Source organism: Bacteroides sp. LFL-34, assembly GCF_027257075.1.
Taxonomy (GTDB): domain Bacteria; phylum Bacteroidota; class Bacteroidia; order Bacteroidales; family Bacteroidaceae; genus Bacteroides; species Bacteroides ovatus.
This window is the reverse complement of record NZ_JAPQKZ010000015.1, coordinates 1-15242: the sequence shown is the minus strand read 5'-3', so window position 1 is coordinate 15242 and position 15242 is coordinate 1. Positions and strand designations below refer to the sequence as shown.

General features: G+C 40.7%; 12 protein-coding genes. 11 read left to right on the top strand and 1 reads right to left on the bottom strand.

Features of this window, described 5'->3' with window-relative positions:
• Nucleotides 1-61: 61 nt before the first annotated feature.
• From N5O98_RS11070 to N5O98_RS11045, 6 genes are all read left to right on the top strand, one after another.
• Nucleotides 62-610, top strand: coding sequence for an RNA polymerase sigma-70 factor (locus N5O98_RS11070; RefSeq protein ID WP_004304159.1), 549 nt, complete (start codon nt 62-64; stop codon nt 608-610).
• A gap of 84 nt (nt 611-694) precedes the next feature.
• On the top strand, nt 695-1864 hold the full coding sequence (locus N5O98_RS11065) for a FecR family protein (RefSeq protein ID WP_004311231.1): 1170 nt from the start codon (nt 695-697) through the stop codon (nt 1862-1864).
• Nucleotides 1865-1874: 10 nt separating this feature from the next.
• Nucleotides 1875-5252, top strand: coding sequence for a TonB-dependent receptor (locus N5O98_RS11060; RefSeq protein WP_004311230.1), 3378 nt, complete (start codon nt 1875-1877; stop codon nt 5250-5252).
• Nucleotides 5253-5278: 26 nt separating this feature from the next.
• On the top strand, nt 5279-6736 hold the full coding sequence (locus tag N5O98_RS11055) for a RagB/SusD family nutrient uptake outer membrane protein (protein ID WP_022199195.1): 1458 nt from the start codon (nt 5279-5281) through the stop codon (nt 6734-6736).
• 24 nt (nt 6737-6760) lie between these two features.
• Nucleotides 6761-7927, top strand: coding sequence for a metallophosphoesterase (locus N5O98_RS11050; protein WP_004311228.1), 1167 nt, complete (start codon nt 6761-6763; stop codon nt 7925-7927).
• A gap of 20 nt (nt 7928-7947) precedes the next feature.
• On the top strand, nt 7948-9087 hold the full coding sequence (locus tag N5O98_RS11045) for a metallophosphoesterase (protein WP_022199194.1): 1140 nt from the start codon (nt 7948-7950) through the stop codon (nt 9085-9087).
• 82 nt (nt 9088-9169) lie between these two features.
• On the opposite strand, the gene trxA is transcribed toward N5O98_RS11045, so the two are convergent.
• Nucleotides 9170-9667 (bottom strand): thioredoxin, encoded by a 498-nt coding sequence (gene trxA, locus N5O98_RS11040; RefSeq protein WP_061447516.1) that lies wholly within the window; start codon nt 9665-9667, stop codon nt 9170-9172.
• A 513-nt stretch (nt 9668-10180) separates the two neighbouring features.
• Here trxA and N5O98_RS11035 point away from each other — a divergent pair.
• The 5 genes from N5O98_RS11035 (at nt 10181) to N5O98_RS11015 (ending at nt 14267) form a co-directional block, all read left to right on the top strand.
• Nucleotides 10181-11578, top strand: a complete 1398-nt coding sequence (locus N5O98_RS11035) for an RtcB family protein (RefSeq protein WP_022199192.1) — start codon at nt 10181-10183, stop codon at nt 11576-11578.
• A 38-nt stretch (nt 11579-11616) separates the two neighbouring features.
• The gene (locus N5O98_RS11030; protein WP_022199191.1) at nt 11617-12324 is read left to right on the top strand and encodes an RNA ligase family protein; all 708 of its coding nucleotides are present in this window, start codon (nt 11617-11619) and stop codon (nt 12322-12324) included.
• Nucleotides 12325-12326: 2 nt separating this feature from the next.
• The gene (locus tag N5O98_RS11025) at nt 12327-13436 is read left to right on the top strand and encodes an AAA family ATPase (RefSeq protein WP_022199190.1); all 1110 of its coding nucleotides are present in this window, start codon (nt 12327-12329) and stop codon (nt 13434-13436) included.
• 136 nt (nt 13437-13572) lie between these two features.
• On the top strand, nt 13573-13818 hold the full coding sequence (locus tag N5O98_RS11020) for a hypothetical protein (RefSeq protein WP_004300538.1): 246 nt from the start codon (nt 13573-13575) through the stop codon (nt 13816-13818).
• On the top strand, nt 13818-14267 hold the full coding sequence (locus N5O98_RS11015; RefSeq protein WP_008648679.1) for a WG repeat-containing protein: 450 nt from the start codon (nt 13818-13820) through the stop codon (nt 14265-14267). Before N5O98_RS11020 ends, N5O98_RS11015 begins: the two co-directional genes overlap by 1 nt.
• The last annotated feature ends 975 nt before the right edge of the window (nt 14268-15242 follow it).

Sequence of the window (15242 nt, the reverse complement as noted above, 5' to 3'; positions counted from 1 at the left end):
TTCATTTTTGTTTGGTTACATAATTTTCAAATGGTATATTTGTAACCAAAATAAAGAATACGTGATTGGCACAACAGACTATATTAGTATTAAGTTAACTGATGAGACGCAGTTTCGTTCTATATTCGACAAATATTACATATCTCTATGTATGTTTGCTAATCAGTATGTCGAAAATGATGCATTAGCGGCTGATATTGTTCAGGAGTGTTTTGTGAAGTTGTGGCAGTTACGCGATGATTTCATGTATGTGCATCAGATTAAATCATTCCTCTACACGTCGGTACGCAATAAATCTTTGAATGAACTGGAACATACCAAAGTCATGAACGAGTATGCACAGAAAGTTCAGGAAATGAGTAAAGACTCTTTTTTTCAAGACAAGGTCATTGCAGAAGAAAGTTACCGGATATTGGTGGATGCCATTGAAAAACTGCCACCGCAGATGAAAAGCATTATGCAACTGGCACTTGAGGGAAAAAGCAATCCGGAAATTGCTGAAACACTGAATATTTCCGGTGAAACGGTACACTCCCAGAAAAAGATTGCCTACCGTAAATTACGCGTATATTTGAAAGACTATTACTACCTGGTTTTTTACTTTTTATAGTTTCTTTTAAAAAAAATCATTTTAATACACCCTGATTTTCAATTCACCTGTTTTAGTATAAACAACGATTAAAACATGTGAATTATGATAAACCAACATTTTTATATTGCAAGACTCATTGCCAGATACTTATCTGATGAAATCGAGGAAGAAGAACAGGCGGAACTGACTCGGTGGAGAAATGAATCGTCCGAAAACGAACGCCTTTTTCGGGAAATCTGCAAGGAAGAGAACATAAAGCAGAATATGCAGAAGCGGCAAACTTTCCATACAGAGGACGGATGGGAGGGAGTGCAAAGAAAAATCCAACGCCATCGGTTCAGACATCGGATACTGAATATATGTAAATATGCTGCTATTTTCATTTTTCCGGTGGTTGTTGCTACTGTGGCAATATATAAGAGCGGTAATGAACCCCAGCCGTTATCTCAAGTAGCGGAACAAATTGTTCCGGGTGGTAAGAAAGCCGTTCTTATTCTGGATAATGGAGAAGCAATTGATTTGAAGTCTACCTCCGGCGTGGAATTGAAAGAAAAAGATGGTACAGTTATTCTGGTGGATTCTACAGCATTGAATTATCAGCAGGCTCCCGCCCGGACATCCGAAAAACTTGCATATAATAAGGTAAACGTTCCTCGTGGTGGTGAATATCAGCTGACGTTGAGCGATGGAAGTAAAGTACAGTTGAATTCTATGAGTTCCATCCGTTTCCCTGTTCAGTTTGCACAGGATTGCCGTCTGGTAGAACTGGAGGGAGAGGCCTATTTCGAAGTAAGCAAAACCGGACAGCCTTTTATTGTACAAACCAAAGGGATGAAAATAGAAGTATTAGGAACTTCTTTTAATATATCAGCTTACGCAAACGAAGAATATCAAACTACACTTGTCAGCGGTTCGGTAAAAGTACAGACTGAAAATGGAAGCAACCGGGTTCTGAAACCATCGGAACAGGCTTGTATTACTCCGGGCAGCAACCAGATCAATGTACGCAATGTAGATACTGCATTTTATACTTCATGGATACATGGAAAGATCAATTTCAAGGACCAGCGATTGGACGACATCATGAAAACTCTTGCCAGATGGTATGATATGGATGTAGTCTATGAGAATGAGGCGACGAAAGAGTTACGCTTCGGTTGCTATGTTAACCGCTATAATGAGATTACCCCATTGGTGAAATTGTTGGAGCAAACGGGTAGAGTAACTGTCACAGTAGAAGGAAAAACTATCAAAATATTCACTAATCATTAATCGCTGTTTTATGGAAAAACTACGTAATGTTGCCAGATTTGGGAAATATGGAAAACGTCTTTGTATGATGTTCCTTTTTCTCTGTATTACGACTTCAGGGCTGATGCGCGCATCTGTATTCGCACAGACCACGGTTACAGCCAAATTCAGAAATGTAACACTGAATGAAGTTCTTTGGGAAATTCAGAAACAAACGGACTTTACCTTTATCTACAGCACAAATGATGCAAAGAAAGTCAGAGTGGAAAATCTGGATGTGAAGAATGAACTGATTTCTGAAGTGCTTAACAAATGCCTGCGAAATAGCGGACTGACTTATACGGTTCATGATGGAGTAATTGCCATCCGTAAGGCTGAACCCGTTAGGACGGAAACTGTTGCACGTGAGAAATATACGATTACAGGGAAAGTAATTGAAGATAGTGGAGAGCCGATAATCGGAGCTAATGTCATCGTGAAAGGTACAACTAACGGTATGATGACTGATATGGATGGTAATTTCCATCTGGAAGTTACAGACAAGAAAGTGACTCTGATGGTTTCTTATATCGGTTATGCGTCACAGGAGGTAGTTGCAACTCCCGGCAAGCCGATGAGCATAATCCTGAAAGTGGATAATAACCTGTTGGACGAAGTGATTGTAACGGGATATGGTACTTTCAAGAAATCGGCTTATGCAGGTTCTGCTAGTATCGTAAAGACAGATGCTGTGAAAGATGTGCCTAATGTATCTTTCCAACAGATGTTGGAGGGGGCGGCTCCCGGTGTCAGCGTAAATACCGGTTCGGGTATACCGGGTTCGTCAACGTCCATCCGTATCCGTGGCATGGGTTCGTTCAATGCCTCCAATTCTCCGCTGTATGTAGTGGATGGTGTTCCCGTATTGTCGGGTAATATTGGTGCATCTGGTAGTGATTCCGGTTTGGATGTAATGTCTACCTTGAATACATCGGATATTGAAAGCATCACTGTTATCAAGGATGCCGCTGCTGCTTCACTTTATGGTTCACGTGCAGCGAATGGCGTTGTCATTATTACTACGAAACAAGGAAAAGCAGGTAAACCGGTCTTTAAATTGAAATCGGATTGGGGATTCTCTAATTTTGCCATGCCTTTCCGCGAATTGATGGGCGGACAGGAACGTCGTAACCTGATCCATGAGGGGCTTCGAAATTATGCTTTAACTTATAGCGGTAAGACCGATGATGAGGTGGGACTTCATCAGGGGATGACCGAGAATGAAGCATGGGCTTATGCCGATTCGAATATTGACCAGTATGCACCGATCCCTTGGTGTGGTTTTGTAAATTGGGATGATTATCTGTTCCGTAACGGTAGCCACCAGAATTACGAGTTTTCAGCTTCCGGCGGACAGGAAAAGATTAAATACTATACGTCCATCGGCTATATGAAGCAGGATGGTGTTACGATAAACTCCGGTCTGGAACGTATTTCTGCACGTCTGAATGTAGACTATCAAATGGCTAAATGGATGAATATCGGTGCAAAGATACAGTTCTCCAAAGTGAATCAGGATACTTATTCGGAAGGGACATCGTATACTTCTCCAATTTACGGTACGCGTAATGGAGCCACACCGTCTGACCCTATATGGAATGAAGACGGCACCTGGAACCGTGCATTAATCAAATTGGATGACCGTAATCCGATGTTATCAAATTCTTATAATTTTAAGAGAGAATATGCGACTCGTTCTTTCAATACCGTATATGCATCATTCGATATTTGGAAAGGAATCAAGTTTGCGTCTACATTCAGCTATGATTTTGTGATGAACAAGTCTCGTGCATGGAAAGACCCGCGTACCAGTGACGGTGACGATGATAACGGGCGTTTCAGCAAAGATTATAATGATATTACCAATATGACATGGTCTAATATTCTGACTTATCAGACAAAGATCAAGAAAAAACACAATCTGGACCTTTTGGTTGGTTATGAAATCAACAGTAAGGAGTCGGATGGACTGGGAACTACTATCTCTAATTTTGCACGCTGGGATAAGCCGGAAGTCAACAATGGTGTAGTGTATCAGAGTATGGGAGGTTCTAACAGTACGACGCGTATTGTCTCTTATATTACACGTGCCAACTATGATTATGACAACAAATACTATCTGGGAGCGAGTTGGAGAACAGACGGAAGTTCGCGATTGGCAAGAGAGAATCGTTGGGGAAATTTCTGGTCATTGTCCGGTGCATGGAGAGTGAGTAGCGAGAGTTTTATGAAACCTCTTCAGAACTGGTTAAGTGACTTGAAACTTAGAGTTTCTTACGGTGTGAACGGAACTCTGCCGTCTTCTTATTATGGATATATGGGATTGAGCAGTCTGACTAGTAATTATAACGATAATCCGGGTATCACGCAGTCGCAACTGGAAAACAAGGAACTGACTTGGGAAACCAACTACAACTTCAACTCCGGTATCGACTTGGGATTCTTCGACAACAGACTGAATGTTACATTTGAATATTACGTTCGTACAACGAAAAATCTGCTTTACAGCCGGCCATTATCTCTTGCAACAGGTTTCTCAAGTTATCTTGCCAACATAGGCAAATTACAAAACAAGGGATATGAATTGGAAATTCGTTCAACTAATATCGAGACAAAAGATTTTCGTTGGAGCACTAGTTTGAATCTGGGACATAATGCCAATAAAATCCTGAAGTTGGACGGAGATTTGAAACAAGTAACCAGCGGAACATCTATTCATAAGGTAGGTTTGCCCTATTCTACCTATTATATGATTGAATTTGCAGGCATCGACCCGGTAGACGGTGAACCGATGTTCTATAAGAATACGACGGATGAAAACGGAAATCTGAACAAAGAAACTACTAAAGATCCGCGTAGTGCGGAAAAAGTGATACTGCAATGTGCCGATCCTACTATCACCGGTGGACTAGGTAACAGCATCTCTTATAAGTGGTTTGATCTGAATTTTAACGTGAATTTCTCTTTTGGGGCATGGAACTATGACGGCGCGGCAGGCAAACTGGAACACGGTGGCGACGGAACGCTGAATATTCCTATTTATTACCGGAAACGTTGGCAGAAGGAGGGTGATGAAACGAGTATTGAACGTTTTGTAGTCGGTAGATCAATTTCCATGACCGATTATGCTACCACACGTCGTTTATACAGTGGAGATTATGTTCGTCTGAAGAATCTGACTTTCGGCTTTACACTGCCGAAGACATGGACCCGGAAAGTGGGTATAGACAATATACGTCTGTATGCATCGGGCAATAACCTGTTAACTTGGGCGGCATACGATTATATTGACCCCGAATCGGGTTCATCACCTAGTTGGGATACTCCTCCGATGAGAACTTATACATTCGGTTTGGAAGTGAAATTCTAAGTGCATTAATCTATAAATGAATAAGTATGAAAAAGATAAAATATATAGCTTTAGGTGCCTTTGCAACCTTATTGAGTAGTTGCGGAAATGATTGGTTGGATTTGCAATCTTCCACAGCTATAGAAACTGATGGTTCATTGACCGAATTAAGAGATTTTGAATTTGTGCTGAATGGTGCATACAGCAGTATGCAGTCATCCAGTTATTATGGAGCAGATATGTTCTGTTATGGTGATTTGAGGGGAGATGACATGAAATCTTATAAGTCTTCCAGCACCAATGTCAGTTTCTATACATTCAAGTACAATAAGACGAATGGACCTAGTGGTTTCTGGGGGATGTACTACGGTATTGGTAAGAACCTGAACATTTTATTCCGGGATATTGAAAAGATAAAGCTTGTTCCCGATCGGGAAATTACAACTCCGAAACTGGAGAAGCTGACAGAGCAGGAGTATTATAATGACTTGAAAGGAGAGGCTTTGGCAATACGTGCCTTGTTGCTGTTCGATATGACACGTATTTACGGGTATCCTTATCTGAAAGATAACGGGGCATCACTGGCTGTGCCCATTATTGATAAAGTGGTAGAAGATAAGAATATCAAACCTTCCCGCAATACGACCGCCCAATGTTATAAGGCCATCACAGACGACCTGACAGATGCGGTGAAGCTGCTTCGTCCGGTAAAGAAAGAGGGTAAGATCAATAAATGGGGGGCAATGACATTATTAAGCCGGGTTTATCTCTATATGGGGAATGACAAAGAGGCATACGATGTGGCTGCCGAAGCTATCAAAGGTGCGGAAAAACAAGGCTATAAGTTGTGGACCAATGATGAATATGCCAAGATATGGGCTACTCCGTTCAATAGTGAACTGTTGTTCGAAATTGTGAATCTGACAACTGATAGTCCGGGAAAATCATCCATCGGTTATCTTAGCACCAAATATAATCTGATAGCTACCGAAAAGTATTGGAAAGACTACATGAAAGACAATTCCGATGATGTTCGTAGTCAGATGGTGTCTACGGCAAGTAGCAGTAAACCTTATTGCTTGAAATATCTGGCACAAGGTTCTAAATCGTATGAAGATGCCAATATCCCGGTTTTCCGTCTGTCGGAACTCTATCTGAATGCGGCTGAAGCTGCGATTAAGAGGAATGATATACCTAATACGCGCAAGTATCTGAAACCTATTTATGCACGTACGGGTAAGGATCTGGATGCTGTGGCGGATGAAGGTATAAATCTGGATCTGGTGCTTGAACAGCGCCGCATTGAATTTTGGGGAGAGGGACAACGTTTCTTTGATTTACTTAGAAATAACAAGAAAGTGATACGTGAAGATTATTTGAGCGAAGTTCCCAATGAAGCGGTAGAGTTTGATTGGAGTTATTATAAAATCGTTCTTCCTGTTCCTAACCACGAAATGGAGTACAATGAAAATATGGTTCAGAATCCGGAATATGAATTGCATTAATTAACGCATTAACGTATAGAAATTATGAAAAAGATATATAGCATCTATTTCCTTTTGGGTTTGTTCATCACGGCCTTTTATTCGTGCGGGGAAGATCTGACTCCCGTGGGACCGGATATAGCTGAAATCACTCATTTCCGTAATGATGGTCCTTACCTTTTCTATGAAAACGGTAGACTTAAAATTCTGGAAGTGACTAAAGATAATGCATTGAACATTCGTGAAGAATCCGGATTACCGGCCGGATTGAAACTGGATGTGTATTCGGATGATAATCAGCTCCTTTTTCAGGTACCCATTAATAAGATTGAGAATTTTGAACGTCCGGCATGGGAAAACCGTACCGAGTATGCTAAAACATTTGCCGTATCCGACCTTCACGGGCGTTTCGACTTGTTTGCCGCTATTCTGAAAACAGGGGAAGTGATTAATGATAAATATGAATGGATATATGGCAGTAACCATTTGGTGATTGATGGTGATATTTTCGATCGTGGAGCAGACGTACTTCCTATTTTATGGCTCATATACAAATTGGAATTTGAGGCGAAAACTGTTGGCGGCAGAGTGACAACCATCTTGGGGGATCACGAAGAAATGATAATGCGTGATAATCTGAAATATACGTATGCCAAGTACAACACTCTTTCGCAAAGAGCGATGAACATGACCTATGGAAAAATGTGGGGACTGACGAATGTGATGGGTAACTGGCTGTGTTCTAAAAACACCATTCAGATTGTAGGTGAAAACCTTTATGTTCATGCAGGATTGAGTAAGGTGTTTATGGAACGCGAAGAGACGATTCCCGAAATCAATGAACTGGTGAGCAAGAGCATTTACCTTTCAAAAGAGGAACGGAAAAAACAATATCCGGATATTGCCGATTTCCTTTATAGTGATAGTTATAACGGTCCGTTGTGGTATCGTGGAATGGTTAAGACTGGCAGTGAGTACAGTCCGATAAAGGAAGCGGATGTAGATAAACTTCTGGCTCAATATGATGTCAAACGTATTATTATCGGTCATACGGAAAATAGTCGTGTGAAGTATACCTATAATAAAAAGGTATATGATATTTGTGTTAATCATCCCAAGGCTTTTGAAAAAGAGACTCGTGCCGTGGTTATTGAAGGAGATGATATTAAAGCCATCAATGACGAAGGAGAATTAGTAACGATTAAAAAATAAATTTCAAGAAAGAAAAGAATATGAGCACTCGTTTTTTGAGATTATTTCTTTCTACTCTTGTTCTCGTTTTAATAAGTTCCGGCATTCAGGCCGGAACTTATCATTCAGGAGATAAGAAAAAAGAAAAATTATCTGGTGACGGACCCTATATACTCTATCAGGCAGACGGTAGTACGCGGGTTATTAATGTCAATAAGAAAGGACGGATTACAGACAAGACTTATGCGACATTACCTAAAGATTTCAGTTTCCGTGTGACGGACCATGAGGGACGATATCCGTTTGATGTAAAACTCCATCCATTGAAAAGACCGGAGTGGCAATATACCCGTCCGGAAAAAGTTTTTGTGATATCCGATCCTCATGGGCGGCTGGATTGTGTGATTAGTCTGTTACAAGGAAATGGAGTGATTAATGATAACTATCAATGGAATTTCGGTAGCAATCATTTGGTGATTATCGGAGATGTTTTCGACCGTGGCAAGGATGTACTGCAGATCTTCTGGCTGTTCTATAAATTAGAAGACGAAGCGGCTAAAGCGGGAGGTCATGTCTCTTTCCTTTTGGGAAACCATGAGGCTCTGGTGTTGTCCAACGATCTTCGCTATACAAAAGATAAATATAAATTGCTGGCAGAAAAACTGGGAGTGGAATATCCTTCATTATTCGGCACAAATACCGAATTGGGTCGTTGGCTTGCAACACGTAATACAATGCAAATCATTGGAACCGATTTATATGTACATGCCGGATTAGGAAAATTATTCTATGATAAGGACTTGAATATCCCCACTGTGAACGAGGAAATGAGCCGGGCACTTTTCATGAGCAAAAAAGAGCGTAAGGCGCTTTCTCCACTGACTGATTTTCTGTATGGTAATGACGGTCCGATCTGGTATCGCGGCCTGGTGAGAAAAGATCCCAAATATAAACCGTTGGCACAAGACTCTTTACGAATGATGTTGGATCGTTATATGATAAAACATATCCTTGTGGGGCACACTATCTTCAAGGATATTTCAACCTTTTATAATGGTAAAGTCATCGCTGTCAATGTTGACAATAAGGAGAATCGGAAGAAAAAGCGTGGACGGGCTGTATTGCTAGACAATGGAGTTTATTACGTCGTTGGTGACGACGGTGTTCAGAGGAAACTATAATGAGTTTAACTAAAACTAGCCCTCTATCCATCTTCAAAAGACGAATAGAGGGCAGTTGCCATGACGAGAAAAAAGTCGAAGTCTATTGCTTTGCTTCGTTATTTTGTTTCAGAAGAAATTCATCAATTGCTTTTTTAAGCTGGTCTTTGGGCATAGCTCCCTGCATGATTCTAGGTTCCTCTTTCATTGGAATCATCAATAGGGTAGGGATGCTGCGGATACCGAATGCCGCTGCCAGATCTTGTTCTTTGTCCACATCAATCTGGTAGATATCTACTTTACCGCTATATTCTTTGCTAAGTTCTTCCAGAATCGGGTGCATCACCTTACATGGACCGCACCAGGTAGCATAGAAATCTACGATAGCAGGACGGCTGCCCTCAAATTTCCAATCGTTCGGATTGGCTTCATAATTATATACTTTCTTTAAAAAATCGGCTTTATTTAATGCTACTACTTCCATTTTATTATCCTCCTTTGTTGATTCATTACTCTTTTTATTTTCTCCGCTGTTGCCTGCACAAGCTGTGGTTGCCAATATAACGGCAAAGGCACTCAATAAACCTTTCATTAGTTTCATATACTATTCTTTCTTTTTGTTTTCTATGTTGCAAAGATAGGGGATATAAAGGGAGTAAAAAATAGCAATTTGACAGAAACTCTTGGCAAAACTTCCCTCGGATAGTTACCGAACGCTAAAATTTGTCTATTATTCTTTGGAGGAAATAAAAATAAGCACTAATTTTGCCGCGATAAAATGAGTATTCACCCTTTAAAAACAGATGGAAAGGGTATTAATTATGTTGGAGCTATAATATTTTCAAATTAGGACTAAGTTGTCTCATCGAGAGGATGAGGCTTTGCAACTTACTGTTTTTACACTGAACCTATGGTTCTTATATTGACCGCAATTCTACTAACAAGCGGTAATGGTTGATTAGTCCTGCAATCACTTTTTATATTTTAAATTAATCACTTTAATGCGGTGGTGGGGTATTTCATATCCATATCCAAAGCATTGGTATCACGTGTATTACATTGTTGTCTGCCGGTGAGGCCGACAGGGAATGCTGTATGCGAACGAAAAAAGAGTATGGGAATACGATTAAAAGATTTAAGCAAACTGGGATACCGGGATAATGTTGCCCGCAGTCTGGTAGTGGACATTGTGAGCAAACATTGCAAATACGACACTAAAGAACAGATTGAAATGACATTGAGCGATATACTCGAGCATCCCGAATCTTACAAAAATAATGAAATTTGGAATAAGCTGGCCGAACGCCTTTCGCCTACTATAATAGCGAAAGAGTTTATAGCTTATGATTTATTGGATGAGCCGTTGAGGTATAAAACCTATGGAGGTAAATTTATCGAAACGCTTGCCAAACAACAGATGAACCTGGCTATGCGCTTACCTGTAACGGTGGCCGGAGCATTGATGCCTGACGCTCATGCCGGATACGGGTTACCTATCGGTGGAGTGCTTGCTACGGATAATGTAGTGATTCCGTATGCCGTAGGCGTTGATATCGGTTGTCGGATGAGCCTGACGGTATTTGATGCCAGCGCCGACTTCCTGAAACGATGTACCTATCAGATGAAAGAAGCCTTGAAAGATTTCACCCATTTCGGTATGGATGGCGGATTGGGTTTTGAGCAGGAACATGAGGTGTTGGATAGGGAAGAATTCCGTTTGACACCTTTGTTGAGGGATTTGCATGGAAAGGCAGTACGTCAACTGGGGAGTTCTGGTGGTGGCAATCATTTTGTAGAGTTCGGCGAGATCGCTCTGCAAGAAAATAACGTGTTGAATCTTCCGGAAGGAAATTATCTGGCATTGTTGTCACATTCCGGTTCACGAGGATTGGGAGCTGCCATTGCCAAACATTACAGCCTGTTGGCACGTGAGGTGTGCAGGCTTCCCCGTGAAGCACAGCATTTTGCCTGGCTGGATTTAAACACTGAAGCGGGGCAGGAGTATTGGATGAGTATGAATCTGGCAGGCGATTATGCCCGTGCCTGTCATGAACGGATTCATTTGAATTTGGCGAAAGCATTAGGGTTGAAGCCGCTCGCTAATGTCAACAACCATCATAACTTTGCTTGGAGAGAGGAAATAGTACCGGGGCGTATGGCAATCGTACATCGTAAAGGGGCTACTCCGGCACAGAAAGGACAAGCGGGATTGATTCCCGGTAGCATGGCTACTGCCGGTTATCTGGTTTGTGGCAAAGGGATGGAAGCTGCTTTAAATTCGGCTTCTCATGGAGGCGGCAGGGCGATGTCCCGCCAGAAGGCAAAAGATAGTTTTACGCAATCGGCTTTGAAGAAGCTACTGTCGCAGGCGGGAGTGACTTTGATTGGTGGGAGCGTGGAAGAAATGCCACTGGCATATAAGGACATTGACAGAGTGATGTATATGCAGGAGACACTGGTAGAAGTGCAAGGTAAATTTATGCCTCGAATCGTTCGAATGAATAAGGAGTGATGCGATGAAAGAAATTAGTATTTAATTAAAAGAAGAAAATGATATCAGAGAAATATGGTCGCACCTATCACTATCCGTTCTCTCCCGGAACGACTAGTGACGACCGGATTAACCATACGTATTGGGAGGACATCCAACGGATTCGGACATTGGTGCATACCGAGAAGCTGGATGGAGAGAATAATTGTTTAAGTCAGTGGGGCGTTTTCGCCCGTTCGCATGCTGCTCCCACTACTTCACCCTGGACGAGGCAACTGCGTGAGCGTTGGGAATTGATAAAGAATGATTTGGGTGATATAGAAATCTTTGGAGAGAATCTATATGCTGTGCATTCCATAGAATATCAGCGATTAGAAACGCATTTTTATGTCTTTGCAGCCCGTTGTATGGATCAGTGGCTGTCATGGGAAGAAGTAAAGTTTTATGCAGCTTTATTTGACCTTCCTACTGTTCCGGAGTTGAAGATAGAGCCTGTTTCCGGTTTGACACCAGAACTTTTGAAACAGGAAATTATCCGTATGTCACAAGAACCGGCTATTTTCGGCTCTTGTGATCCGTGGACGAAAGAGGTTTGTACCCGTGAGGGAGTAGTCAGCCGCAATGTCGGAGAATATCCGGTAAGCGAATTTGCACATAATGTATTTAAGTATGTGCGGAAAGGACATGTTAAAACAGATGAGCATTGGACACGTAACTGGAAGCGTGCCCCGCTTGTTTGGGAATTTAATAATGAAAAGGAGGAATAAAGATGAATTGGAAATTGGTAGAAGATAAATCGTGGTGCTCACTCGAACAACAGTTCGAGTGGGTGCGCGAAATGAATACTGTTCAGCAGGATATTCGTTATCATGCCGAGGGAAGTGTAGCCGAACATACCCGTATGGTGTTGGAGGCATTGCAGCAGTCTTCCGCTTATCATTCTCTTTCTACTTTGGAGAAAGAAATCATTTGGACATCTGCCTTGTTGCATGATGTTGAAAAACGTTCAACTTCCGTGGATGAAGGAGAGGGGCGGGTATCTGCTAAAGGACATGCCAGAAAAGGAGAGTACACTGTCCGCACTATTTTATACCGGGATTGTCCTGCTCCATTCCATATCCGGGAACAGATTGCATCTTTAGTCCGGTACCATGGATTACCTGTTTGGCTGATGGAGAAGCCTGACTCTGTGAAGAAACTCTGTGAAGCTTCTTTACGGGTAGATACTTTATTACTAAAGATGTTGGCCGACGCTGATATCAGAGGACGCATTTGTGAAGATAAGAATGAACTGCTGGAAGCACTGGAACTGTTTGAGATTTTCTGCCGTGAACAGGATTGTTGGAAGAAACCAAGAGAATTTGCCACTGATTATGCACGTTTTCATTACTTCCATACTGAAGACAGTTATATTGATTATGTCCCTCACGAACAGTTTAAATGTGAAGTGACGATGTTGTCAGGACTTCCGGGAATGGGGAAGGATTATTATATTCAATCTGCTGGCATAGATGTTCCGGTGGTGAGTTTGGACGTCATTCGTCGAAAACACAAATTGAGTCCTACGGATAAGTCTGCGAATGGATGGGTAGTGCAAACAGCGAAAGAGGAAGCCAGAACGTATCTCCGCAAAGGTCAGGAGTTTGTTTGGAATGCTACTAACATAACTCGTCAGATGCGTGCTCAATTGATTGATTTGTTTGTTGATTATGGTGCAAAAGTAAAGATAGTCTATCTGGAACAACCATACCACATTTGGCGTCAACAAAATAAAAGCAGGGAATATGCACTTCCTGAATCTGTTTTAGATAAAATGTTGGATAAACTGGAGGTTCCTCAACTGGCGGAAGCGCATGAAGTCGTATATCATGTGGTATAAGCAACGTGAAAAGTTGATTCTAGAGCCACTCATTTGATGATGAGAAATAGAATTGTTATTTGTTAGAAGAATTATTGTGTATCAGAATTATATCCGTTATATTTGAGAATATTATGATGGTTGTAATTCTGATATCATGGAACACATAGTTAAAACTTATATTTTACTTTTATTCTCTTTATTAGTATCTTCTATAGGATATGCACAAGAAGAGAACGATATCATATATATTCAGGAAGGGAAATGGGGCGTTATTTTGTGTGGTGAACGTGGTTATGCTTGGCTGGATAATAAAGGAGATACTATTTTCGGCTTTGGAAAATTACAGGAAATTTCAGCTGATGATGACTTTAATTTGGTCTTGGCTGAAAAAGCCTTGTAGTGAAGAGGCAGGATAAGGTGGGAGTGGTGATGAAGGATGGTGAGCAGCTAATTCCCTGCGAGTATGATTCGATTTCTTCATGGTGGGAATATGGGCCTTCCGCGCATTATGTTGTGAAAGATAAAAAAGTGGGAATTATTGATTATATCGGTAAAGTATTACTTCCTACAGAATATGATAGTTTGGATTATGTAACTAAAGATGTTGTAATAGTAACTAAGGATAGTAAATATGGAGCTGTTGATATAAATAATAGATTAGTGCTTCCTTTCGAATATGATGATATTAGATTTGATATTGAGGAATGGTGTGCTACAGGTTATGAGTATATTAGATATATTTATGTGCGTAAAGATAAGAGATATTATAAATATGATAGAGAAACACCTGTTATGGAAGTGATGCTTCAGAAAAGTATAATAGATAAGATATTTAAAAATTATTTGTAGTTATATTTAACAGTTTCAAGGAAAGATGTGAGAGAGAATAAGTTGAAATCACCCTCACTACGCTAATGCTGTAGTAAAGGTGATTGCTTATTTCTGGCACTTTTCGTACGTTTTCTACCAAGAAGAACCGGTTTATATCAGTGTTTTACTGCTATTTTCTTCATCGGATCCTGCATTAAGTCGTTTCTGCAAATATTTTACATTCTCAAGATGTATATAGTTAACCAAGTACATCTGCTTAAACTGCTAGGTGTTTTTTAGTAGTATTCACAATACGGTACGGAAATGAATGAAAGTTTTTCCTACTATAAAGTTGAAAAACATAAAAACATCTGCCACCTGCAACGAAAAGCGTGTAATACACTAGTTAATAAATAGTTGGAACGTGGCAGATACCTGTGGCAGATAGGTTGCAGATAAAGTATCTGCAACACGTTATATAATCAAAGAAAAAGCCTTGATTCCTTTATGCAAAGCTATGGGATAATTGGGGTGACTCTATGGAGAAATTTTGGTATCTCTACGGGGAAACGACAGTATCCTTACGTAGAAACTGTAGTGTCCCGCCTTAGAAACTCTCGTTTCCTGCTGTGGAAACTGTAATTTCTAATGCCGGAAACGACAGTTCCCCGCCTGGAAACGGGAAGTTAATGTACTGTACTGGATTTAGTTGACAACTTCGCTTGTTATACCTAAGTTAGTTTACTCAATATTTTTTAAAACCTAAATAAGTTTACTTGTCCCTTTGTAATTCCTGTATAAGTTGTCATTTTAGATATGTTGCAAAATTATGTATCTTCTCTTATAAGTGCAAGACTTCGGGCTGTAAACTTTCATTAAACAACAAAAACTCTTTGCTCGGGGATCGCCCTAGCGGCAACCTTAGATTTGCAGCATCAAAATATTTATCTTTGAATTGATATTGAAAGGAAAGCAAAAGGAAAACCATCAGCGGCAATAGAAGTCAAGTCTAAG

What these genes read in the sequence shown, in the direction of transcription:
- N5O98_RS11050 (WP_004311228.1), top strand. Translation starts at nt 6,761, where the DNA reads ATGAAAAAGATATATAGCATCTATTTCCTTTTGGGTTTGTTCATCACG.
- trxA (WP_061447516.1), bottom strand. Translation starts at nt 9,667, where the DNA reads ATGAAACTAATGAAAGGTTTATTGAGTGCCTTTGCCGTTATATTGGCA.
- N5O98_RS11045 (WP_022199194.1), top strand. Translation starts at nt 7,948, where the DNA reads ATGAGCACTCGTTTTTTGAGATTATTTCTTTCTACTCTTGTTCTCGTT.
- N5O98_RS11025 (WP_022199190.1), top strand. Translation starts at nt 12,327, where the DNA reads ATGAATTGGAAATTGGTAGAAGATAAATCGTGGTGCTCACTCGAACAA.
- N5O98_RS11055 (WP_022199195.1), top strand. Translation starts at nt 5,279, where the DNA reads ATGAAAAAGATAAAATATATAGCTTTAGGTGCCTTTGCAACCTTATTG.
- N5O98_RS11065 (WP_004311231.1), top strand. Translation starts at nt 695, where the DNA reads ATGATAAACCAACATTTTTATATTGCAAGACTCATTGCCAGATACTTA.
- N5O98_RS11035 (WP_022199192.1), top strand. Translation starts at nt 10,181, where the DNA reads ATGGGAATACGATTAAAAGATTTAAGCAAACTGGGATACCGGGATAAT.
- N5O98_RS11060 (WP_004311230.1), top strand. Translation starts at nt 1,875, where the DNA reads ATGGAAAAACTACGTAATGTTGCCAGATTTGGGAAATATGGAAAACGT.
- N5O98_RS11030 (WP_022199191.1), top strand. Translation starts at nt 11,617, where the DNA reads ATGATATCAGAGAAATATGGTCGCACCTATCACTATCCGTTCTCTCCC.
- N5O98_RS11020 (WP_004300538.1), top strand. Translation starts at nt 13,573, where the DNA reads ATGGAACACATAGTTAAAACTTATATTTTACTTTTATTCTCTTTATTA.